The organism is Pseudomonas sp. SDO5215_S409 (assembly GCF_054071325.1).
This window is the reverse complement of sequence record NZ_JBSVWN010000011.1, coordinates 100,113-122,346: the sequence shown is the minus strand read 5'-3', so window position 1 is coordinate 122,346 and position 22,234 is coordinate 100,113. Positions and strand designations below refer to the sequence as shown.

16 protein-coding genes and 1 pseudogene are annotated in these 22,234 nt (G+C 62.1%); 5 read left to right on the top strand and 12 right to left on the bottom strand.

The window, feature by feature from the left end:
- Positions 1-65 precede the first annotated feature (65 nt).
- Positions 66-1,280 carry an autotransporter outer membrane beta-barrel domain-containing protein gene (locus ACW9H9_RS08940; protein ID WP_457342788.1) on the bottom strand — a complete coding sequence of 405 codons (1,215 nt, stop codon included), beginning with the start codon at positions 1,278-1,280 and terminating at the stop codon, positions 66-68.
- A gap of 197 nt (positions 1,281-1,477) precedes the next feature.
- On the bottom strand, positions 1,478-4,441 hold the full coding sequence (locus ACW9H9_RS08935) for an autotransporter outer membrane beta-barrel domain-containing protein (protein ID WP_457342787.1): 2,964 nt from the start codon (positions 4,439-4,441) through the stop codon (positions 1,478-1,480).
- Between the two features lie 135 nt (positions 4,442-4,576).
- Here ACW9H9_RS08935 and ACW9H9_RS08930 point away from each other — a divergent pair.
- The 3 genes and pseudogenes from ACW9H9_RS08930 to ACW9H9_RS08920 form a co-directional block, all read left to right on the top strand.
- Positions 4,577-4,831 (top strand): annotated as a pseudogene (locus ACW9H9_RS08930) (HipA domain-containing protein); the annotation flags it as partial.
- A 259-nt stretch (positions 4,832-5,090) separates the two neighbouring features.
- Positions 5,091-6,599: an HsdM family class I SAM-dependent methyltransferase gene (locus ACW9H9_RS08925; RefSeq protein ID WP_457342786.1), complete on the top strand. Its 1,509-nt coding sequence runs from the start codon at positions 5,091-5,093 to the stop codon at positions 6,597-6,599.
- Between the two features lie 399 nt (positions 6,600-6,998).
- The gene (locus ACW9H9_RS08920) at positions 6,999-8,081 is read left to right on the top strand and encodes a BsuBI/PstI family type II restriction endonuclease (RefSeq protein ID WP_457342785.1); all 1,083 of its coding nucleotides are present in this window, start codon (positions 6,999-7,001) and stop codon (positions 8,079-8,081) included.
- A gap of 99 nt (positions 8,082-8,180) precedes the next feature.
- Here the strand turns inward: ACW9H9_RS08920 and ACW9H9_RS08915 are convergent, their stop codons facing one another.
- The 3 genes from ACW9H9_RS08915 to ACW9H9_RS08905 are packed head-to-tail and all read right to left on the bottom strand — an operon-like array spanning position 8,181 to position 9,947.
- Positions 8,181-8,852, bottom strand: coding sequence for a GNAT family N-acetyltransferase (locus tag ACW9H9_RS08915; RefSeq protein WP_457342784.1), 672 nt, complete (start codon positions 8,850-8,852; stop codon positions 8,181-8,183).
- A 10-nt stretch (positions 8,853-8,862) separates the two neighbouring features.
- Positions 8,863-9,312: an N-acetyltransferase family protein gene (locus tag ACW9H9_RS08910; protein ID WP_457342783.1), complete on the bottom strand. Its 450-nt coding sequence runs from the start codon at positions 9,310-9,312 to the stop codon at positions 8,863-8,865.
- 11 nt (positions 9,313-9,323) lie between these two features.
- Entirely contained in the window at positions 9,324-9,947 is a 624-nt protein-coding gene (locus ACW9H9_RS08905) for an FMN-binding negative transcriptional regulator (protein ID WP_457342782.1), read from the bottom strand.
- An 88-nt stretch (positions 9,948-10,035) separates the two neighbouring features.
- Between ACW9H9_RS08905 and pdxR the strand changes: the two genes are divergently transcribed.
- A complete protein-coding gene (gene pdxR / locus ACW9H9_RS08900) occupies positions 10,036-11,634 on the top strand; it encodes a MocR-like pyridoxine biosynthesis transcription factor PdxR (RefSeq protein WP_457342781.1) in 1,599 nt (532 codons plus the stop codon).
- Here pdxR and ACW9H9_RS08895 read toward each other — a convergent pair.
- From ACW9H9_RS08895 to aspA, 6 genes are all read right to left on the bottom strand, one after another.
- A complete protein-coding gene (locus ACW9H9_RS08895; protein ID WP_457342780.1) occupies positions 11,618-12,709 on the bottom strand; it encodes a polyamine ABC transporter substrate-binding protein in 1,092 nt (363 codons plus the stop codon). The genes pdxR and ACW9H9_RS08895 overlap by 17 nt on opposite strands.
- Positions 12,706-13,746: a histone deacetylase family protein gene (locus tag ACW9H9_RS08890; RefSeq protein ID WP_457342779.1), complete on the bottom strand. Its 1,041-nt coding sequence runs from the start codon at positions 13,744-13,746 to the stop codon at positions 12,706-12,708. The genes ACW9H9_RS08895 and ACW9H9_RS08890 overlap by 4 nt, the downstream gene beginning before the upstream one ends.
- Positions 13,747-13,910: 164 nt before the next feature.
- Positions 13,911-14,903, bottom strand: coding sequence for an AraC family transcriptional regulator (locus ACW9H9_RS08885; RefSeq protein ID WP_457342778.1), 993 nt, complete (start codon positions 14,901-14,903; stop codon positions 13,911-13,913).
- Between the two features lie 51 nt (positions 14,904-14,954).
- Positions 14,955-15,941, bottom strand: coding sequence for an asparaginase (locus ACW9H9_RS08880; protein WP_457342777.1), 987 nt, complete (start codon positions 15,939-15,941; stop codon positions 14,955-14,957).
- A 73-nt stretch (positions 15,942-16,014) separates the two neighbouring features.
- Positions 16,015-17,460 (bottom strand): alanine/glycine:cation symporter family protein, encoded by a 1,446-nt coding sequence (locus ACW9H9_RS08875; protein ID WP_457342776.1) that lies wholly within the window; start codon positions 17,458-17,460, stop codon positions 16,015-16,017.
- Between the two features lie 367 nt (positions 17,461-17,827).
- Positions 17,828-19,252 (bottom strand): aspartate ammonia-lyase, encoded by a 1,425-nt coding sequence (gene aspA, locus ACW9H9_RS08870; RefSeq protein WP_457342775.1) that lies wholly within the window; start codon positions 19,250-19,252, stop codon positions 17,828-17,830.
- A 180-nt stretch (positions 19,253-19,432) separates the two neighbouring features.
- On the opposite strand from aspA, the gene ACW9H9_RS08865 reads away from it, so the two are divergent.
- A complete protein-coding gene (locus tag ACW9H9_RS08865) occupies positions 19,433-20,344 on the top strand; it encodes a LysR substrate-binding domain-containing protein (RefSeq protein WP_457342774.1) in 912 nt (303 codons plus the stop codon).
- A gap of 42 nt (positions 20,345-20,386) precedes the next feature.
- Here ACW9H9_RS08865 and ACW9H9_RS08860 read toward each other — a convergent pair whose 3' ends face one another.
- Complete coding sequence (locus ACW9H9_RS08860; protein ID WP_457342773.1) at positions 20,387-22,126, bottom strand: hypothetical protein; 1,740 nt, start codon at positions 22,124-22,126, stop codon at positions 20,387-20,389.
- Between the last annotated feature and the right edge of the window lie 108 nt (positions 22,127-22,234).

The following is a 22,234-nucleotide window of genomic DNA, read 5'->3' as shown; positions in this document are numbered from 1 at the left end:
TTTTCATGAAGATCAAGAATGACTTTCCCGGTAATCCGTGAAGAACCTTTTTTTTCGCCTGCGATTTAGAACGCCATGCGCCATTGCCCTGCAACGCCTTGGCTGTGGCTGCTGGTGCCCATGGCGGCGGTATAGGTCAGGCCCACGGTGTGTTGCGACGACAAGGCCAGGTCCAGCCCGGCGCGCAGGGCCAGGGTGTCGCGGTCCAGCGGTGTGCCTTGCACGGTGAAGTCACGGTTCAAGCTGGCGTGTCGGCTCCAGGTGGTGGACTGGTGCACGCCGCTGCTGACGTCGCCATACAGGTGCTTCCAACTCGCGCTCAGGTGCGGTTGCAGGCTTATCTGGTTGCCCAGTGCGAACTGGCTGAGCAGGCGGATGCCAAGGGTGCTGCTGAGGTTTTGCTGGTCTTGCGCGCCGACGTTCAGGGCTGTTACACCGCCTTTTTCCCGGTAGCTGTCGCGGTGGTAGCGTTGATAACCCAGCGCGGCGAAGGGCTCGGTGCGCACGTTGGTGTGGTCCAGCGCGTAGCCCAGTTCGGCAAACACGCTCTGGCTGTTGGCGGTGTATTGGCCCTTTATGTGTTCGCGGTGGTTGATGGCGCTAAAGTCGACGGTGCGGTTGTTCACGCCCGTATGGTTGTTGTAGAGCGCGCCGAGGCGCAGGGCCAGCGGGCCGTCCTGGCGCACGGCATAGCCGCCCAGGTGCCAGCTGTCTACGCTGCCCTTGAAGGGGTTGGCACTGAGGGTGCTGGTGGACTTGCCGCCCGTCACGCCGATACGCCAGGCGTGGTCCACCGCCCAATCGGCGCCCAGCAGCAGGCCTTGGGTCTTTTGCTGCAAGCCTGCGCTGCCGTGTTGGCTGTCCAGCTGGCTGCTGTTGCCCAGGCCTTGCAGCCACACGCGGCCTTCATCGGCGGGGGCGTCGCTTAACGGGCGCATGGCCTCCAGCAGGCCATCGCTCAGCGATTGCAGGCTCTGTTGCGTGGCGCTGCCGAGGTTGGCGTTGTGGCTGCCAGCCAGTTGTTCAAGCACCGCGCCGAGCTGGCCGGGCGGCAGGTGGCGCAGTTCGTGAGCGATATTGGCCAGTTGATACTTTTCCCAGGCGCCCAGTTCGCCGGTGTCCAGCACCGCCTTGACCGATGCGTCCAGCGCCCGGGCCACGCTCAGCCCGTTGGCGCTGGTGGCGTAATGGCTGAAATGGAACGGCCTGTCAGGGGTTGGTGGGGTGGGGCGCTGGCTGGCCGCGGGTTGTTCGTCGAGCCACTCGGTGTCGGGCTCCATGTCCCCACGCGCGTAAGTGAACGACGCGCAGCAGGTCCCGAGCGCGAGGGCGAAAATGAGTGCGAGTTGTTTCGTGATGACTGGCATGTAAACCCAACCTCTGATGTATGAGGTCGGGAAATTTAGCGAGGCGCGGGGTCGATAACTGTCAGGCCATCGACCCCTCGTGTGCGGGAGATGTCTTTACCGGGGCGCGATTAAAAACTCATCTGCCATTGGCCGACCAGCGCGTGAGTGCGGCTGTTGTTGCCGATCTCGCCGCTGTAGCCCACGCCCAGGGTGTGGCGGGCCGACAGGCCTACGTCCAGGCCCGCTTCCAGCAACAGGCTGTCACGGTCCAGCGCGCTGCCCTCGACGTTGAACGCGGTGCCGCCTGCCAGGAAGGCTTGGCGGGTGTTGCTGGCGACATCCCCGTAGGTGTGTTTCCAGCCGGCGCTCACGCGAGGGGTGAGGCTGATGCCGTTGTCCAACTGGCTCAGGTGGGCCAGGCGCAGGCCCAGGGTGCTGTTGACGTTGTCCTGGGTCTGGCCGTCGACGTGCAGCGCGGCGGCGCCGCCTTTTTCGGTGTAGCTGTCGCGGTGGTAGCGCTGGTAGCCGAGGTTGGCGAACGGTTCGGCGCTCAGGCGACCGCTGCCCAGGGCGTAGCCCAGTTCGGCGAAGGCTTGCTGGCTGTTGGCGTCGTAGTCGCCTTTGGGCCGGTCGTTAAAGCCGCTGAAAGCCACCGTGCGTTTGCTGTCGCCCTGGTGTCCGCTGTAGGCGGCGCCCAGGCGCAGGGCCAGTGGGCCGCTTTGGCGCATGGCGTAGACACCGGCGTGCCAGCTGTCGACGTTGCCGTCTACGCCCGTGGTGTCTAGATCGGTTTTGGAGTAACCGCCCAGCACGCCCACGCGCCAGTCCGACGCCACCGCCCAGTCGGCGCCCAGCACACTGCCTTGGGTACGCTGGGTCAGGCCGTTGCTGCCGTGGTCGCCGTCGAGCTTGCCGTAGCTGCCGATGCCTTGCAGCCACAGGCGGCCACGGGCGTTCGGGTCGTTGAGGTTGCGCGCCTCGCTGGGCACGCCGGTGGCGGCCAGGGTGGGTGTGTCGCCCGGCGCCAGGCCCACCAGCAGGCCCGCGCCGCCGCCCAGTTGGTGCATGGCCGCGAGCATGCTGGTGCCCACTTGAGCGCTGGCGCCCAGGGTCGCGCTGGTGAGGTTGGCGGTGCTGCTGCCCGCCAGTTGCTCGATGGCGGCGCTTGCCGTGCTGTTGGTGGTGTTGAGCAGGGCGTTATACAGCGCGTTCTGGGTGCCCAGGCCCGCCAGGCTGCTGGCGGCGCGGGCCCCGTTGCCGGTGGTGGCGAACTGGTTGAACGCCACATCGTTACGGGTGTAGGTCAGGCCGACCTGGGTTGGGCTGTAATCCAGGGTGGGGGTGAGGAAGGCATAGTCGCTGGTGACCTTGCCAAAGGTGCCATTGATGGCGCCCGCTTGCAGCACGGTGTAATGGCTCTGCCAGGGATACGTGCCGGTGCCCGGGTTCACGGCCAGCGTTGCGCCGTTGAGGTTCGCGGTTCCGCCGACCTGCACGGGCGCGCTGCTGCCGTCGGCGTTGACGCCATAGGCCAGGGTGGCGCCGCTGGTAAACGTCAGGTCGCGGGTGATGTGGGCGGTGCCGAGCGCGGTGTTGGTCTGCAACGTGCCGTCGACCAACAGGCTGCCGACGCTGCCGCCACCGGCATACACGCCGCCTGCGTCGACGGTGAGGTTGCCGGTGATCGCGCCGTGGTTGATCAACGTGGCGCCGCTGAAAATCTCGCCGCCGTCGCTGAAATCGCCGTTGCTGGTGAGCGTCCAGCTGCCGCTTTTGACATCCAGCCATTCAAAGTTGCGACTGTTGCCAAAACTGCCGCCGGCCGGGTCGTCAAGGGTCAAGCGGTCATAACCGTCGCCGCCGTCTACCAGGCCCACAAAGCGGCTGCCGCTGCGCAGGATCAGGTTGTCATCGCCGCCGCCCAGGTCCAGGGCCAGGCCGTTGCTGGCGCTGATCACACCGTCGTTGATCACGGTGTCGGCGAAGTTGCCGACGAATTTCACGCCAAAACCGTTCAGGCCCTGGATCACGCCGTGGTTTTCGATAAAGGTGGCGGCCACGCCCGGGCCGTCGCTGCCGTCGTCCACCAGCACCGCGTTGTTGGCGCCGCTGACCAGCGCGCCGCGCGCGTTGTACACATAGCCGCCGCCCAGCGCGAGGCCTTCACTGGTGTTGGCAAAGCCGTTCTTGTCGACCCCGCCTGCGCCCACGCCCTGGATGACGCCGTAGTTTTCGACATGGCCAATGTGGTCGATGTCCACGCCGTCACCGTCGCCATCGGGCTGCAGCCCGGAAAACGCACCGGTGATCGTGCCGTGGTTGATCACCGTGCCGTCGCCGTCGGAGCCAAAGCCGGAACCGTTGCGCCCGATCACGGTGCCGTAGTTGGTCAGCGTGGCGCCCAGGTCGGTGGTGATGCCGTGACGGCCGCCGGAAATCAGGCCGTAGTTGGTCACGGTCACGCCGGTGGCGGAGTCGATGTCCACACCGTCGAACTTGTCGTCACGGCTGTGGCTGTCGCCGCTGGAAATCTCGCCGTAGTTGGTGATGGTGGCGTTGGCGCCGGTCTTCATGCCGTCGCTGCCTTCACCATGAATCAGGCCGCCCGCGCGGTTGATGAGGGTGGTGGTGACGTTGGGGCTGCGGATCGCATCCAGGCTCAGGCCACGGCCGGTGGTGGAGTAAATCGTGCCGCTGTTGTCGATCAACAGGCTGCCGCTGGCGAAGTTGCCCAGGCGCACCGCGTCGTTGCTGCCCGAAATCACCCCGCCTGCGCGGTTGATCAACGTGTAATTGCGCGCCTGGGTCAGGTCGCCCGAACCGTCGATGGCGCGGCCAGTGGACGAGTTGATCGTGCCGCTGTTATCGATCACCACGCCCTTGCCGCTGGTGCCGTCCTTGAGCGTGACGGCGACTTTTGAGGTGTCCAGCGTGCCGGTCTTGGAGACGGTGAGCGTGTCGCTGCCGGTGAGGGTCTGGCCCTGGGTGATGCGCGTGTCGATCTGCACCGTCTGGGTGGGCGCGGCAGAGACGAGGTCGCTGCTGGCCAATAGCGCAATAGCCAGGGCGAGACGGTGCGGAGGGCAGGGCATGGGGTCGGCCTTGTTGTAGGAAAAGAGGCGACCTGTATAGCGGAGGGTGTTTACAGGAATGTGTCAGGGAGGTTGCGAAGACGGGGCGGCAGGTTATTGCGTCTTTTTGATGTGCCCATAAGGCTGTGTGCATTAGGGGGGGAGCGTGTTGCTGTCGAATCCCTGTATTCGGTGGCAGGCATCAGCGCACCGGGCAGCCGCATGAATCACCTGAGCGTGGTGCGCATGCCGGTGAGTTTATGGAACACCGCGGGTCAGGCCTCACAGGTGGAAGACCTGATCGTGGACTACCTGCGCCGCGACCTGCTGAACAAGATCCTCGGCAACTCGGACAACCACGGGCGCAACACCTCGATTATCCACGGGCCCGACCACCTGCGTCTTGCACCCGGGTCCGCACCGAGATTTTGCACATGCGCGCAAACTGGCTTTGGTGCAACCCCGTCACGGCGTGGCGCTTTTTGCTGTCTGGTAGGTTTTGGTAATTGTGTGCGGGATGTCTTCGGAGGTGACGGGGTTTTATCGAGGACGCAGCTGCCAAACCATCCGTCTAAGATTTAGTTGAAAAACTAATTTTAACTGTATTTTTATACAGTTGTTCGGTATGCCTGTCGTGTGAGGTCATGACTTCGCAGGTTTAATTTGAAGAATGGTTGATTTACTTTTTTTAACGCAGCATCGTGTGATCGCGATAGGCGGGGCGTTTCAGCCTTCAAAGCAAGGTAGAATCGCGGCCCGCATGGGGGGATATATGGGAAAAGAGGTACAAATTGCGTTGGTGGGGCTAGAGAATCCGTGTGAATTGGAACTGCCTACCCAATCGTTGGCTTCCGCGAGAACAATGGCTCGCTCAATGTCTGCCAATTTTCCTGCTCACAGTCAGCTTGTGCTAACTCGCTCCTTTGGCGTACGACTTGTTCAGGCCTGGTGGCAAGGCATTACAGAGGGGCACCTTGTCCCTCAAGAGCTGCGACCGCCTATTCAGTCGTTTGAGACATCTGACCTCCCTGTTGAAGCTCAATTGCTGGCTGATCAAATTGGAAAAATGGCCGCTAGGTTTGATGCGGAAACAGCGGCATATCAAATTGGTCTTACCTACACAGGGATGCTACCCACGGAGCACCGCGGCGAGTTTGGCGTGTTCTACACCCCGCCTGTTCTCACTGCTCGCCTCATCGATCAGGCCACTGCGGCAAACGTAAATTGGGCCAAGTGCCGGGTTCTCGACCCCGCATGTGGCGGTGGCGCGTTTCTTGCGCCTATCGCGCAAAAAATAATGACGGAGCTCGTTCATTGCAGTCCGAAATTATTGCTTCAGAGCATTGGCAATCGTCTGCATGGCTTTGAAATTGATCCTTTCGGCGCATGGCTCAGCCAAGTCACGCTGGATGCTGTGCTATTACCGATCAGTAGCGTTTCTGGTTTAAAGCTGCCCATCATGGTTACGGTGTGTGATTCACTTCGGCAGTCCCCAACTAAGGACCCTTTCGACTTGGTGATAGGTAATCCTCCTTATGGGAAAGCGAAGCTTGATGCCAAAACCCGCGAGCTCTACAACCGTTCGTTATATGGTCACGCCAATCTCTATGGTTTATTTACGGATTTTGCGATTCGTCAAACGAAGCCTGGTGGTTTGATTGCCTATGTCACACCAACCTCCTTTTTGGCGGGCGGCTACTTTAAAAATCTTCGCTCTTTGATAAACAAAGAGGCGCCTCCTATCTCTATAGATTTTGTGGCCGCTCGCAAAGGTGTCTTTGATGACGTGCTTCAGGAAATGGCACTCACGACTTACCGTAAAGCGGGGAAGGCAGTCCCGATCACAGTGTCAGAGATTACGTCACCCTGCGACGGAGTAATAGAAGTTAAGGGTGCGGGGTCAATATCTTTACCGCCAGACGCAACTCTGCCATGGCTTCTACCTCGAAACCCTACTCAAACGTCGTTAGTAACCACGCTTTCCGATATGCCACATCGTCTCGTAGATTGGGGATATACCGTTAGTACGGGACCCTTGGTCTGGAATCGCCATAAATCGCAGCTGGCTTATAAGCCGGGCGCTCAAAGATTACCGCTTATTTGGGCAGAAGCCATCACAGGGGATGGGCAGTTTATCTTTCGTGCGGAGAAAAAAATCATGCTCCGTACTTCGAGTTAAAATCGTCTGAACATCATTTGGTCACCACAAAGTCTTGCGTATTGCTGCAGCGTACTACCGCTAAAGAACAAAGCCGACGCCTTATTGCTGCGACGCTGCCAACAGCATTTTTAGAGACATATGGCGGGGCAGTCATCGAAAACCATATAAATATGGTTCGGCCTATCACAGACACTCCCTCTGTGAGTGCCCCAGTATTGGCGGCGTTTCTGAATAGCGGTGCTGCGGATCACGCTTTCCGATGTGTGAGTGGTTCAGTTGCTGTATCGGCTTATGAGCTAGAGTCGCTTCCTCTGCCTGCTCCGTCTGCGTTGTTTGAGTTAACTCAGTTAGTCGAGTCTGGTGGCTCAAAGGCTGCAATCGAAGTTGCGTGCGCGAAACTTTTTTAAGGATAAACCTGTGCTCCCACCGTACGTTTCAAGATCGCTGATTGCTGAGCGGCTACCGCTCATTTTTCCGGAAGGTACGCCCAATCGTACTTATTGCACGCGAGAAATTACTGCCAGTACGGTTTTTCCGATGATTTATATTGGCGCTGTGGAGGGGGCTGATATTTGGCTGGGGCCTGTGCACGTTTACCGGATGACGGATGCCCAAGCACAAGACTTCAGTGAAGAGGCTCGCCTGAGCTATCGAACAAATTTGCGCAAAAAATCGTTTCAAGTCCCAGGTAATCGCTGGTATGCCGATAATACGCGGGAACCTATTCGTGATGAAACTTTGCGAGAGGGCTTGCAAGTCGTCGGCGCGGTAATTGAAAAGGTAGGAGTGCCTACAACATCGGGGGCTCCGCGCTATGCATTGAAAAAAGATTTGGCAGCATTATTTGATCCGTTGCTTGTTGGCGGTGCACTAGACGCTGCCATTTTGGAATGGCAGGAAAAACACCTTTCCCGGAGCGCGAGGGCCCGTGTTTCGCTTATGCGTGCTGGTACGGCTAGTAAGGACGGTGTTTTGGTTGTTTATCCAAATGGAGATACTCGGCGACTTGTCGCAGGCCCAAGCTCTGATATTTCAAAAGCCGTTGTAGAGGTTTTTACTGCGAAGTTCTTGGAGGCGCCCGGTGTGATATGGCTTAGTGAGTCGGGTAATAAAACAGCCCATCCAGATATCAAACTCGCCACCTCTATCGGCTTGGATATTCAAGCTCATAAAGACTTGCCAGATTTGATTTTGGTGGATTTGGGGCCTGCGGAACCATTAATAGTGTTTGTGGAAGTTGTGGCCACTGACGGCGCTATCACTCCGCGCAGGCAAGACGCCTTGTACGCAATCACGGACAAAGGCGGTTTTGACCGGTCCCAAGTTGCTTTTGTCACCGCCTATGCGGATCGGGAAAGTACTGGATATAAGAAGACAATGTCGGGTTTGGCTTGGGGGTCTTTCGCATGGTTCATGTCCGAGCCGGATAGTCTTGTGATCCTGCGCAGCGGTTTACGTCGCTTGGCCGACCTTAATGTTGATCTCGTCAATCCTGTTTAAGCCCTAAGCATCGCTTGCTCGCAACGGGGCACGTTCAGTCACTTTGCGACAGGTAAAACGTTATCGCGAGCAAGTTTCGCTTGGGCTCTTTTGGGGAATTTAGGCCCGGCACTGCGCCAAGCTTTTCACCTGCCCCGACCCCGCCTGGTTCTCATCCGCCAACCAGCGCTCGAATCCCGCGCCGATCGCTGGCCATTCAGAATCCAGCATCGAGTACCACGCCGTGTCCCGGTTTTGGCCTTTTACCACCGCGTGCTGGCGGAACACCCCTTCAAAGCTGAACCCTAGCCGCTCGGCCGCGTATTTGGAGCGGGCGTTGGCGTTGTTGCATTTCCATTCCAGGCGGCGGTTGCCCTGTTCAAAGGCGTGTTTGGCGAGCAGGTATACCGCCTCGGTGCTTTTGGGCGAGCGCTGCATCGGTGCGCCAAAGGTGACGTGGCCGATTTCGATGCGGCCTTCCTTGGCCACGATAGACATCAGGCTCAGGATGCCCTGCACCTGGCCGCTCGCGCGGTCGATCACGCTGAAAAAATACGGGTCGCTGCTGGCCGCGTGGTGGTTCAGCCAGTCATTAAAGGCAGCGCGCTCAGGAAACGGCCCATAAGGCAGGTAGTCCCACAGTTTCGGGTCGGCGCCGGGGCCTTGGAGGGCCTGGAACAGGTCGTCGGCATGGCGTGCCGGGTCGAGTTTTTCCAGGCGGATGAAGCGCCCTTCAATCAGTTGGACGGTGGGTGCGGGCACGCCTTTCCAGTCGGCGAGGGATTGAGTCATGGTGGGCTCCTTAAAGGGGGGTCTTGCGAAATTGAATGAAGCCCGGGCGCTCGGCGATGCGCTCGTACAGCTGGATCGCCGTGGCGTTGGTTTCGTGGGTCAGCCAGTGCACCTTGGCGCAGCCGTCCGCCTTGGCGGTGGCGTAGACGAACTCGATGAGCTTGCGCCCCACGCCAGTGCCGCGCTGGGACGGGTCCACCAGCAAGTCTTGCAGGTAGCACGCATTCTCGATGCTCCAGTTGGTGCGGTGGTAGATAAAGTTGACCATGCCCACCGCCTTGCCCGCCTGCCAGGCCAGCGCCGAATGGGTCGGCTCGCGCTCGTCCAGCAGGCGCTGCCAGGTGCTCTGGGTGACGGCGTCGGGCAGTTCGGTTTCGTAGAACGTCAAATACGCTTGCCACAATGCCGACCAGGCGGCTTTGTCGGCGGCGGTGACCGGGCGGATCTCGATCGGACTCATGGTGAAGCTCCTTAGAGGATGAACCGGGCGAGGGTCTGGTCGCGCACGTCGGCGCTGGCGGCCAGGCCTTCGCGCACGCCGGCGATGTCGGCCGGGCTGCGGTTCTGGCTGAGTTTGCGTTTGCCTTGCAGGCGGGCGATCGGCAGGGCGAAACCGACGATGGCCTTGAGCATGCCTTCAATGTAGTCCGCCGGGGCGTCGCTGACCTTCCACGGCTGGGAGCGGCCGGCTTCGTGGCGGTCGGTGAGGGCGTTGACCACCTGCAACAGGCGCTCGGGGTCGGTGAACACGTCTGCCTCGCCGTAGGCGTGCACGGCGATGTAGTTCCAGGTGGGCACGACTTTGCCGTGCTCGGCCTTGGCCGGGTAGAACGCCGGGCTGACGTAGGCCTCGGCCCCCGCAAAGATCACCAGGGCCTCACGCCCGTTTTGCAGGTCATGCCACTGGGGGTTGGCCTTGGCCAAGTGCCCGTAGAGCGTGCCATTAGGGCCTTCGTCGGGGTTGAGCAGCAGCGGCAAATGGCTGGCCATCAGGCCTTGATCGCCCATGGTCACCAACTGCGCCAGGCGCGTGTGCTGCATCAGTTGTTGCAGTTCGGGCAAATCATCGAGGGCAAAGGCGCGGGGTGTGTACATGGATATTTTCCTTGGCGAATGCCTGCATCCTAGGCAGGCTAATGGTCGGTTGTAAGAGCCATCTCAGACCAATTTCATGGGTCCAATCATGTCGCCAATCACTGCGCCGCTGTCGTTCAACCCCGCCGGTATTGAACTGGATCGCCGCCAGGGCCTTACCCGCCAGCTCTACGAAGCCCTGCGCCAGCGGGTACTGGACGGGCGCCTGGCCAGCGGCACGCGCCTGCCCGCCAGCCGCGACCTGGCGACGGCGTTGTCGATCTCGCGCAACAGCGTGGTCCGCGCCTACGACCAGTTGTATGCCGAAGGGTTTATCGAAGGGCGGGTTGGTGATGGCACTTACGTAGCCCACTTGCCCGCTGCGGGAAAACTATCCACAAAAGTGTCCACAGGGTTTTCAACAGGCTTGTCCACAGCCTTATCCACATTTGCGGCGAATCCTGAAGGCAGTTCGCCCGGTGAAGTTATCCACAGCCCGGCCTTGGGACGGGTACAAAACCACCATTTGCCCCTGCCGCCCAGCGGCCCGCCCCGGGCGTTTCGCGTGGGCGTGCCTGCGTTCGATCTGTTCCCGTTTGACGTGTGGGCCAAGCTGAATGCGGCCTTTTGGCGCAACCCGGACCTGGGGCAGCTGTGCTACGGCGACCCCGCCGGTGACGAACGCCTGCGCGGCCTTATCGCGGCTTATTTGCGCAGCTCGCGAGGCTTGCAGTGCAGCGCTGAACAAATTGTGATCACCAGTGGCGCGCAGCAAGCCATCAGCCTTTGTGCACAGTTGCTGGTGGCGCCCGGCGACGGGGTGGCCATCGAAAATCCCGGCTACCGCGCTGCAGGCCATGCCTTCGCGATTGCCGGGGCGCGGCTGCACGGTGTGGCGGTGGACAACGAAGGCATCGACTGCCACGCCATGAATGCCCTGGGCCCGTGTCGGCTGGCGTATGTGACCCCCTCCCATCAATACCCGTTGGGCGTGGTGATGAGCCTGGCGCGGCGCCTGGAACTGCTGGCCTGGGCCGAGCGCACGGGCGGCTGGATCGTCGAGGACGACTACGACGGCGAGTACCGCTACAGCGGCGCGCCCCTGGCCCCGTTGGCCGCGCTGGACCGCAGCGGTCGCGTGCTCTACGTGGGCACCTTTGGCAAGGTGGCCTTTCCCGCGTTGCGCCTGGGTTACCTGGTGTTGCCGCCCGGCCTGGTAGACGCCTTCGCCCGGCGCCGCGCCGTGGACGTGCGCCATTCCGAAGCCAGCACCCAGGCGGTGATGGCCGAGTTCATGGCCGCCGGGCACTTCCAGCGGCACATCCGGCGTATGCGCCGGGCGGCCTTGAGTCGGCGCAATGCCTTGCTGGCGGGCTGGCCGCAAGGCCTGGACGGGGTCGGCGTGCTGCCCGCCGTGGCCGCGGGGTTGCACGTGGCGGTGCGCGTGGACAGCCTGGCGCGCGAGCAGCAGCTACTCGCCCAGGCCCGCGCCGCCGAGGTGGAAGTCACGGGGCTGAGCACCTATTGGCTGCCGGACTCCAGCACCCCGGCCGACCAGCGCGCAGGCCTGGTACTGGGGTTTGCCGCGGTGCCCGAAGCGGCGATCGCCCAGGCACTGCAGCGCTTGAGGGCGGCGTGGCAGGCGCCACTGGCGCCCAGTGAGGGGCCTGCGGCGACTGAAACCGCCCCAGTCAGGTGCCGGACTTGATCTTGGTCCAGGCCCGGGTGCGGGCGCGCTCGGCGTCACGGTTCAGGGGTTTCAAGGTGTAGAGCGTGGCCATGGCCGCCTCGGTGGGGTACAGGTTGGGGTTGTTGCGGATCGCAGGGTCCACCAGGCTCGTGGCGTCTTTGTTGGGGTTGGGGTAGCCCACAAAGTCACTGATGGGGGCGATCACGCCGGGTTGCAGCAGGTAGTTGATGAAGGTGTAGGCGTCTTGCGGGTTTTGCGCGCCCTTGGGCACGGCGAGCATGTCAAACCAGATCGGCGCGCCCTCCTTGGGCAGGCGCATGTCTACCACCACGCCGTTCTTGGCGTCTTTGGCGCGGTTGGCAGCCTGGGAAAAGCTGCCCGAATACCCCACGGCCACGCAGATGTCGCCGTTGGCGATGTCGGCCATGTACTTGGAGGAGTGGAAGTAGGTGATGTAGGGGCGGATCTTGAGCAGCAGCGCCTGGGCTTTTGCGTAGTCCTTGGGGTTGCTGCTGTTGGGATCCAGGCCGAGGTGTTGCAGGGCCAGCGGCAGAATCTCCGAGGGCGAGTCCAGCAGTGCCACGCCGCACTGCTTGAGCTGGCTGATGTTGGCTTCGTTGAAGATCAGGTCCCAGCTGTCCACCGGGGCGTTGTCACCCAGCGCGGCCTTGACCTTGGCCGGGTTGAAGCCGATCAGGATGGTGCCGTACATGTAGGGCACGGCGAATTGGTTGCCGGGGTCGTTGGCCTCGATCAGCTTCATCAGCTTGGGGTCCAGGTGGTTCCAGTTGGGCAGGCGGCTGCGGTCCAGCGGCTGGAACACACCGGCTTCGATCTGCTTGGCCAGGAACACGTTGGACGGCACCACCACGTCGTAGCCCGAGTTGCCGGTGAGCAGCTTGGCTTCCAGCGCTTCGTTGGTGTCGAAGATGTCGTAGACCAGCGGGATGCCCGGGTTCTGCGCCTTGAAATCCTCCAGCGCCTTGGGGGTGATGTAGTCGAACCAGTTGTAGACCTTGAGGGGCTTGGGTTCGGCGTGGGCCGCACCGCTGATCACGGCGGTGCACAAGGCCAGGGCGGCGAGGCTCTTCATGGGGCGATACCTTCTTTTTCGAAACCTTCGAGGACGTTGACGGCATTGATGCCGATTTCTTCCACCGCATAACCGCCTTCCATCACAAACAGCGTGGGCTTGCCGAGGCGGGCGATGCGTTGGCCCATGGCCAGGTAGTCGGGGCTGTCGAGCTTGAACTGGGAGATGGGGTCGTCCTTGAACGTGTCCACGCCCAGGGAGACGACGATGACGTCGGCACCGTAGGCGTCGATCTCCGTGCAGGCTTGCTCCAGCGCGGCGCTCCAGGCCTGCCAGCCTGAACCGGCGGGCAGAGGATAGTTGAAGTTGAACCCCTCGCCCGGGCCTTCGCCCCGTTCGTCGGCGTAGCCCAAAAAGAACGGGAATTCCGCCTCCGGGTGGCCATGGATCGAGGTGAAGAGCACGTCGCTGCGCCCATAGAAAATCGACTGGGTGCCGTTGCCGTGGTGGTAGTCCACGTCGAGGATCGCAACCTTGCGCTGGCCCTGGTCGAGAAAGGCCTGGGCGGCGATGGCGGCGTTGTTGAGGTAGCAATAACCGCCCATCAGGTCACTGGCGGCGTGATGCCCCGGCGGGCGGCACAGGGCGAAGGCGCTGTGGGCGCCCTGCTGCATGGCGTGCTGGGCGGTGAGGGCGACTTGGGCCGCGCTGTACGCCGCTTGCCAGGTGCCAGCGGTGATCGGCGCGCCGCCGTCGAAGCTGTAATAACCCAGCTGGCCGTGCAGGCTGGTGGGCAATACCCGGCGCAGGGTGCGGGCGGGCCAGGTGTAGGGGAGCAGGTCGCCGTCGGTGTTAAAGGCCGTCCAGCGGGCCCAGGCGCCTTTGAAGAACTCCAGGTAAGCGGCGTCGTGCACGCGTTGCAGGGGCGCCAGGCCAAAGTCCTCGGGGGCGCGCACCGGGCCCAGCGCGCGGTCCTTGATCCGTTGCAGCACATGGTCGGCCCGGGAGGGCATTTCAAAGCAGGGCATCAGTTGCCCGTCCATCAATTCGCAGCGGCCGTGGTGCAGGTGGTGATCGTCTGAATAGATCGTCAACATGTGGTGTTCTCCGCAGGCTGTATCGGTGGATGCAGTCTTGCGGCGGGCGGGGTTTAAGAGAACGGCAGGAGCGGCCAAAAGGGGATGGATCTGGCCAAAGACTGTGTCCGTTATTCGCCCCATTCAACGCCTGCGCGGTGTTTTAGCCCGATGACGCCAAGGGATCAGGCGCGAAACTGGCTGGGGGCCACGCCGCTCCAGCGCACGAACGCGTGGCGAAAGCTTGCGGTTTCGCTGAAGCCCAGTTGTTCGGCGATGCGGTAGATGGGCACCTGGTCCTGCCCCAGCAACTGCTTGGCCCGCTCGAAGCGCAGTTCGTCCAGCAGCTCCTGGTAGCTGCACCCCAGGTCATGCAGGTGGCGGCGCAATGTGCGCGTCGAACAGTTCATCTGCGCGGCCAGCCCGTCCAGCCCCGGTGCGGCGCTCAGTTGCGCACCGAGCAGTTGGCGCACGCGGCCCAGCCAGGCCTGGCGCCCGGTGAATTCGGTGTTTTGTTTGCGGCAGCGTTGCGCCATGGCCTGGTGGGTGATGGGGTCGGCCAGCGGCAAGGGGTGCGCGAGCCAGTGGCGGTCGAAGGCGAAGGCATTGGCGCCCGCTGCAAATTGCAGCGGGCAGTCGAAGGGTTCGGCGTAGTGCGCCTGGTAGTCGGGCGCTGCGTGTTCAAAGCGGGCGCCAAGCAAGGGCAGGGGCTGGCGCAGCAGGTCGTCGCAGATGACTTTGAGCGACACCAGGCACAGCTCGACATTAAAGGCTTTGAGCGCGGGCGCTTCGCGGTAATCGCTGGCGGTGAACCACACACGCTCGCCCTCGTCTTCAAGGCTCAGTTCAAACAGTGTTCCCAACAGCGCCGGATACCGCAGGGCCAGGCGCAAAGCGTCACCAAAGGTGGCACTGGTGAGCAGGGCGTAACCCAGCATGCCGTAGGACGACACGTGCATCTTGCGCCCCAGTTCCAGGCCGATGTCCTCGCGCAACGCCACCGCATTGGCGCATACGCGCATTTCCTGGGTGGTGGTGATGCGGGTGTCGGCGCGGCTCAAGTCCGCGTGGCAGATGCCACTGCCCGCCAGCAAGGCCTCCTGGGGCAAGCCTTGGGCCTTGAAGGTGTCGAGCACCAGCGAGACGGCATTGAGGGTGGTGAGGTGGGAATGCAGCATGGGGGGCTTCCAGCCAGGGGATGGCTGGAAGGGGAGCAAGTTACATGCCGGTCAGTACAGTTCGCCGCACAGGTCCCGTTCCACCAGGTGGCGCACTTGCGCGGTGTCGAGCCCGGCGCCGAGCAGCGCGTTGAGCTTGCCGAACGCGGCTTCGCGGGTCATGCCACCCCCGGACAACACCCCCACGCCGCGCAGGCGGCTGCCCGCTTCGTACACGTCCAGCTCCACGCCGCCTTCATGGCATTGGGTGATAGCCACCACCACCACGCTTTGTGCCTGCGCACGGGCGAGGCTGGCGAGAAACGCGGGGTTGTCGCTGGGGCCGGTGCCGCTGCCAAAGCATTCGAGCACCAGTGCCTGAAGGCCGCTGTTGACCATGGCGTCGACCTGCTCTGCACCAATGCCCGGCACCAAGGGCAGTACGCCGACCTTGGCCAGCGCCTTGGCGTGACGGTAGTTCAGCGTGTCGGGGACCGACTCGGCCTTGGCCGCGCCGCTGCTGCGTTGCAGGGCGGCGAACGGGTGGCGCCCGAAACTGCGGATCTTCGCGCAGCGGGTCGGTGCCATCAGTGCGCCGTGAAAGTACAGCTGCACGCCCGGCGCCAGGCCTTCGCCCAATGCCAACAGCGCGCCGCTGACGTTTTCCCAGGCATCGCTGTCGGGTACGCCGGCCGGCAACATGGAGCCGGTGAACACCACGGGCACCGGCAGGCCCAGCAACTGGAAGCTCATGGCCGCCGCGCTGTAGGCCAGGGTGTCGGTGCCGTGCAGGATCAGTACAGCGTCGCAACCTGCGTCCACCGCCTCGACCACCGCCACGCGCAGGCGCTGCCAGTAGGCGGGGTTCATGTTGGCGCTGTCGATCAGCGGCGACATTTCCCGAAAGCGCCAGGCAGGCACTGCAAGTTGAGGTTGGCTGGCAAGGAATTCACGCATCCGCGTGTCGAAGCCCGAGGCGGGCGCCAGGCCACCGGCGCTGGCCTGCATGCCGATGGTGCCGCCGGTGTAGAGCACCATGACGTTATTTGATGGGGGCATTGAAGACTCTCCTGAACGAAAAACACCGCGTGCCCCCGAGCATGCCCAAGGCCACGCGGTGTGTCATCTGCCCTTAGCGTTGCGCTTGGGCGTGCAGTTCAGCGGAGGCCGCTGCTTGCGGCGTTGCCGGGTTGGCCGGCCAGGCGCTGCGGTCCAGGTTCAGGTCGGGGAACTGGCTTGAATCGAACACCGGCACCTTGATGCCTGCCGCGCGCTGCTTGTCGTAGTCGTTCAGGATGCGCATGGCGATCTTGAACAGGAACGCCAGGGCGAACAGGTTGACGAACGCCAGCAGGGTCATGGTGATGTCGGCGAAGGCGAACACGGTGCTGAGGTTTTCGATGGAGCCCCAGAAAATCAGCGCCAGCACCAAGGCGCGGTACGCCATCAGCATCTTGCGGTTGTTGCCCACCAGAAAGCGCAGGTTGCTCTCGCCCAGGTAGTAGTTGTACATGATCGAGGTGAACACGAATAACGCCAGGGCCACGGAGATGAACATGCGGCCCCAGTCACCCACCACGGCCGCCAGGGAGTTCTGGGTGAGGGCAATGCCGTCGCCTTCGAAACCCGGGGTGTAGAAGCCCGACAGCAGGATCAGCAGCGCGGTGCAGGTGCAGATGATGAAGGTGTCCAGGAACACGCTGAACGCTTGCACCACGCCTTGTGCCACCGGGTGTTCCACGGCTGCCACGGCCGCGACGTTAGGCGCACTGCCCAAACCGGCTTCGTTGGCGAACACGCCGCGTTTCACGCCCATGATGATGGCGCTGCCCACCAGGCCACCGAAGGCCTGGTCCAGACCGAAGGCGCTCTTGACGATGGTGGCGAGCATGGCCGGCACGTGGTCGAACTGCAGCACGATCACGTAGAGGGTCACGGCGATGTACACCAGGGTCTTGATCGGCACCAGCAGGTCGGCGATCGAGGCGATGCGCTTGATCCCGCCGATGAACACCAGGCCCAGCAGTACGGCCAGCGCCAGGCCGGTGTAGGTGGTGTCCAGGCCAAAGGCGCTGTTGAGCGAGTGCGTCACGGCGTGGGCTTGCAGGCCGTTGAAGGCCAGGCCGAAGGTCACCAGCAACAGGAAGGCGATCACCATGCCCAGCCAGCGTTTTTGCAGGCCGTGCTGGATGTAATAGGCCGGGCCACCACGGAACTGGCCTTCGCTGTCGGTGCGCTTGTAGAGCTGGCCCAAGGCGCACTCGATAAAGCTCGACGACATGCCCACCAACGCGGTGACCCACATCCAGAACACAGCGCCCGGGCCACCCAAGGTCACGGCGATGCCGACACCCGCGATGTTACCGGCACCCACGCGCCCGGCGAGGCTGAGCATCAGCGCCTGGAACGAGCTGAGCTGGTCGGAGCTGTTTTTGAGGCTGTCGCGAAACACCGCGAACATGTGGAAAAAGTGACGCAACTGAACGAAACGCGAACGAATCGTGAAATAACCGCCGAGCCCGACAATAAGTACGATCAGTACTTTCCCGGAGAGGAAGTCGTTAATGACTTCGAGCATGGAATGTTCCTCGCTGATTTTTTAATGGCAAACGCAGGACGGTCCGCACCGTCGTATGGCACCAGGCAGTGCACGACAGTTCGATCCCGTTCCTTTTGCGGGTGTTGTTATTCATGCGGTTTCGCGGATCTGCGCCTCGTTACCGATGGCCGCTGATGCGAAGAGGGGCGGCACTATACCTATGCACGCGTGATCCGTCTGCCCGGGATTTGAGCTTCGAGGGGGTGGGCACGAGGCGATTGTTGTTGTTTTATCGGTTTCATTTCACAACCTTGCGGCAAAAAAAAGGGCTTGAAGGACTGGCCTTCAAGCCCTCAAAAGGTGAGAGGTGTCTAGTCCCTCAACCTGGTGAGCGGTGCAGCGGCGCTTAGGCTTTCAGGGGGACCAGGCGCGGGGCGATCATGTTTTCGGGGCGCAGGATGTCGTCGAGCATGGCGTCGTCGAGCAAGCCTTCTTCGCGCACCAGTTCCAGCACGCCACGGCCGCTTTCAAGGGCGATACGGGCGATGCGGGTGGCGTTTTCATAGCCGATGTAGGGGTTGAGCGCGGTGACCAGGCCGATGGAGTGCTCCACCAGCTCGCGGCAGCGGGCTTCGTTGGCGGTGATGCCGGTGATGCAGTGCTCGCGCAGCATGTCCATGGCGCGTTGCAGCAGGCGGATCGAGTCGAAGATCTTGAAGGCGATCAACGGCTCCATCACGTTCAGTTGCAGCTGGCCGCCTTCGGCCGCCATGGTCAGCGCCAGGTCGTTGCCGATCACCTGGAAGGCCACTTGGTTGACCGCTTCGGGGATCACCGGGTTGACCTTGCCGGGCATGATCGAGCTGCCAGGCTGGCGGGCGGGCAGGTTGATCTCGTTGATGCCGGTACGCGGGCCGCTGGACAGCAGGCGCAGGTCGTTGCAGATCTTCGACAGTTTGACCGCGGTGCGCTTGAGCATGCCGGAGAACAGCACGAAGGCGCCCATGTCGGAGGTGGCTTCGATCAGGTCGGCTGCCGGAACAACCGGCTGGCCGCTGATGACCGCCAGGCGCTGGACGGCCAGGGCTTGGTAGCGCGGGTCGGCGTTGATGCCGGTGCCGATGGCGGTGCCGCCCAGGTTCACTTCGGTGAGCAGCTCTGGCGCCAGGGTTTTCAGGCGGGCCAGGTCTTCACCCAGGGTGGTGGCGAACGCACGGAATTCTTGGCCGAGGGTCATCGGCACGGCGTCTTGCAGCTGGGTGCGGCCCATTTTCAGGACGTGGGCGAATTCTTCACCCTTGGCTGCGAAGGACTGGATCAGGCTGTCCAGGCTGGCCAGCAACGCGTCGTGGCCCAGCAGCAAGCCCAGGCGGATCGCGGTGGGGTAGGCGTCGTTGGTGGACTGCGCCATGTTCACGTCGTTGTTGGGGTGCAGGTACTGGTATTCGCCTTTCTGGTGGCCCATGGCCTCCAGCGCGATGTTGGCGATCACTTCGTTGGCATTCATGTTGGTTGAAGTGCCGGCGCCGCCTTGAATCATGTCCACCACGAACTCTTCGTGGAAATCGCCGCGAATCAGGCGGGCACAGGCCTCGCTGATGGCCGCGTGCTTGGCTTCGCTGAGTTGGCCCAGCTCGCGGTTGGCGTCGGCCGCCGCTTGCTTGACCATGGCCAGACCGACCACCAGTTTGGGGTAATGCGAAATCGGAACGCCGGAGAGACGGAAGTTATTCACGGCTCGCAGGGTCTGGATGCCGTAATACGCTTGAGCCGGTACGTCGAGTACGCCAAGCAGGTCTTTTTCTGTGCGGAAAGATGCAGCGGAGGACATGATAGAAATCATCTCGATAGGGACCCGGAACTGGCCGGAACGCTGTGAATCCTAGGCTTTCACAAAATTTTGGGCCAATGCTGTTCAGCACTGACCTATGCATAAACGGCATAATGTGGGTGTGACCCGGTTATCATGGCGGGCGTGTGTACCAAAAAGGTGCACGCCCGGGAGGATGGGATGAACCTTGAAAGTAAATGGCTGGAAGACTTCAGCGCCCTGGCGGCGACCCGCAGCTTCTCGCAAGCGGCAGAGCGGCGCTTCGTGACCCAGCCGGCGTTCAGCCGCCGGATCCGCAGCCTGGAGGCGGCGCTGGGGCTGACCCTGGTCAATCGCTCACGCACGCCGGTGGAACTGACCGCCGCGGGGCAGTTGTTTCTGGTGACGGCGCGTACCGTGGTCGAACAGCTGGGCGAGGTGGTGCGCCACCTGCATCACCTGGAAGGCGGGCAGGGGGAAGTGATCCAGGTGGCGGCGGCGCATTCGCTGGCGCTGGGCTTCTTCCCGCGCTGGATTGCCCAGTTGCGCAACGATGGCTTGAACATCGCCACGCGGCTGGTGGCCACCAACGTGGGCGACGCCGTGCACGCGCTGCGCGAGGGCGGTTGCGACTTGATGCTGGCCTTCTACGACCCCGATGCGGCGTTGCAGATGGACGCCGAGATCTTCCCCTCGCTGCACCTGGGCCACACCGAAATGCTCCCCGTGTGCGCGGCCGATGCCGAAGGCAAGCCGCTGTTCGACCTGGAGGGCGAGGGCAGTGTGCCACTGCTGGCCTACAGCGCGGGGGCCTTTCTGGGCCGTTCGGTCAACCTGTTGCTGCGCCAGCGGGCGCTTCGGTTCACCACTATTTATGAAACCGCGATGGCCGACAGCCTCAAAAGCATGGCGCTGGAGGGCCTGGGAATCGCCTGGGTGCCCAGGCTCAGCGTGCGCGCCGAACTGGCGCGCGGTGAGCTGGTGGTGTGCGGCGGCGCGCAGTGGCATGTGCCGCTGGAGATTCGCCTGTACCGCTGCGCGCTGGTGCGCAAGGCGAATGTGCGGCTGTTATGGCGCAAGCTGGAAGGCGGCGCGGCGAGCCCCGCCAGTTGACAAGGGCGAAGCCCGCCCGCAGCAACCCTTCACCCTCGCACGTTAATCAAATTGGCTGAGGTAGGTGCGAATGTTGTTGCGGTTCTTATCGCTGAAGCGGTAGGCATTACCCCTCAGAAAGGAGAATACGTCCTTATCTTTCATCACCGTTTCGTTCCACCAGCCGTTGAAAACATTGTCGCCGTCTTCATGCACTGCACCGAGCATATGCCCGACTTCGTGGGCGGCAGCTCGATGGTACGTAGTCGCTGCAACGGCGAAACTGCTGTAAAGATGCGCCATGCCGGCGACGGTGTCGCTGATGTTGTCGCGGGTCAGCAGCAGGAATAGATCCAGCGGCGAATAGGATGAGGCCGTCTTGTTCAAGTGCTCGACAACACGTTCCTTCCAGGCGGCGAGCACTTGTACGTAATCACCTTTGTAGTTGAAACCGGTCAGTGCGCAAGTACCGTCAGGCTGGATGAACGTGATGGAAACCTTGCGACCGGATACCTCTTCAAGTTCCGTTTCCAGCCAGGAAAAAAACGCATGGCGCGCGATTGCTAATCGCGCGCTGTTTTTCAGGTCATCGTGAATGTACACCGTCAAGTTGATGGGCTTTGGCGCTGTCGGAAGTGCGGCGGGTGCCGGTTTGGGGGGCTGTGTTTTCTCGAATGCGGCGATGGCCGGCGCCGCGTGTTTTTGCACGGTTGTTTCAAAGGTCATCACTGACCTGAGGTCGGACGCCGTCTCGATGATTTGGTTCGTCCAGTAGGCTGGCTTGCCGGACTGAGGTTGCGCCCAGGCCCACGCGTGCCTGACGTTTCTTCGTTGCATGTTGACCAGTGAAAGCATCACATCGGCGTAGAAATACTGGCTGAACACCACCGGCGACAGGCTGAGGTGACCATCGTGCAGGCCCTGCTTTACCAGGGTTTCGACACGCTGCAGCTGGTTTCGATCAATGCACGGCAGCCCCCGGTGGAGCGAGCCCGGGCCCAGCTCTGCTATGACATGGGCTTTGAGCAACGCGGGGGAGTAAAACGCTTGCAATTCGAGCCCCGGCACATACAGCACGCAGGGATTTTGCCCGGCAACCTCGCTTGCGGCCTTGCGGGTGATGGCAAAAGCCCCAAACAAAGGCACCTCGGCCTGGTATTGCTCATCTCTGATCGACAGTTGGTAAAGGTGGCAACCAGAGAGGTGCCCTGGCGAGGCCAGCAGGGTGATCAGCGCCACACTCTCAAGGCCCAGTGAGCCATCCGCCAGCCGGAGCAATGCTTCACACTGCAGTCGGGCGGCAAAGGCCCGGGCGACGTATTGCCCATTGGTCATGTCGCTGTGCAGGTGCTTGGACTGCCAGAAGTCGGCAAGGTCTCTGAGGTAGAACTCGATGCCCTGCAGGTTCTGCAGGGTGACTCTCAGCCGTGTCTGGCAGTCGTCCGGCAGCATGTTCAAGACGCCGTTTTCAACGGTGTAGAAAAACCCCCGCGTAGTGTCGTAGGTGGCGGGCAGGGTATTGAACAGCGCGAGCTCCTTATACAGTTCATATAAGGTCTGCTGCGGCGTGACGAAGGGCGGGGGGCCGTAGAAAATCTTTTCCAGCTCGGGTGTTTTAAGAAAAGGTTCGAGGACCTCTATCAGCAGCCTCAGCGCGCTGACCGGGCGGGTGGGGATGTTGCCGAGGGTGTAGAGGACGTTTTTGTTCAGTACCTTCAACAGCGCGGCCGTTTCAGGCGGTGTCAGGCTGAGGATGGCGTGAGGCTCGGGCAGGAAGCGATAGTAGTCAATCGATGTAGTCATGAGACGGTCCTTGTGGTTATCGATGCACGCACGGCGTGATGCCGATCACGATAGGGCCGGATCCTTCGATTGCCTGTCGGAGCCATAGCCAAATGCAGTAGCGGTATT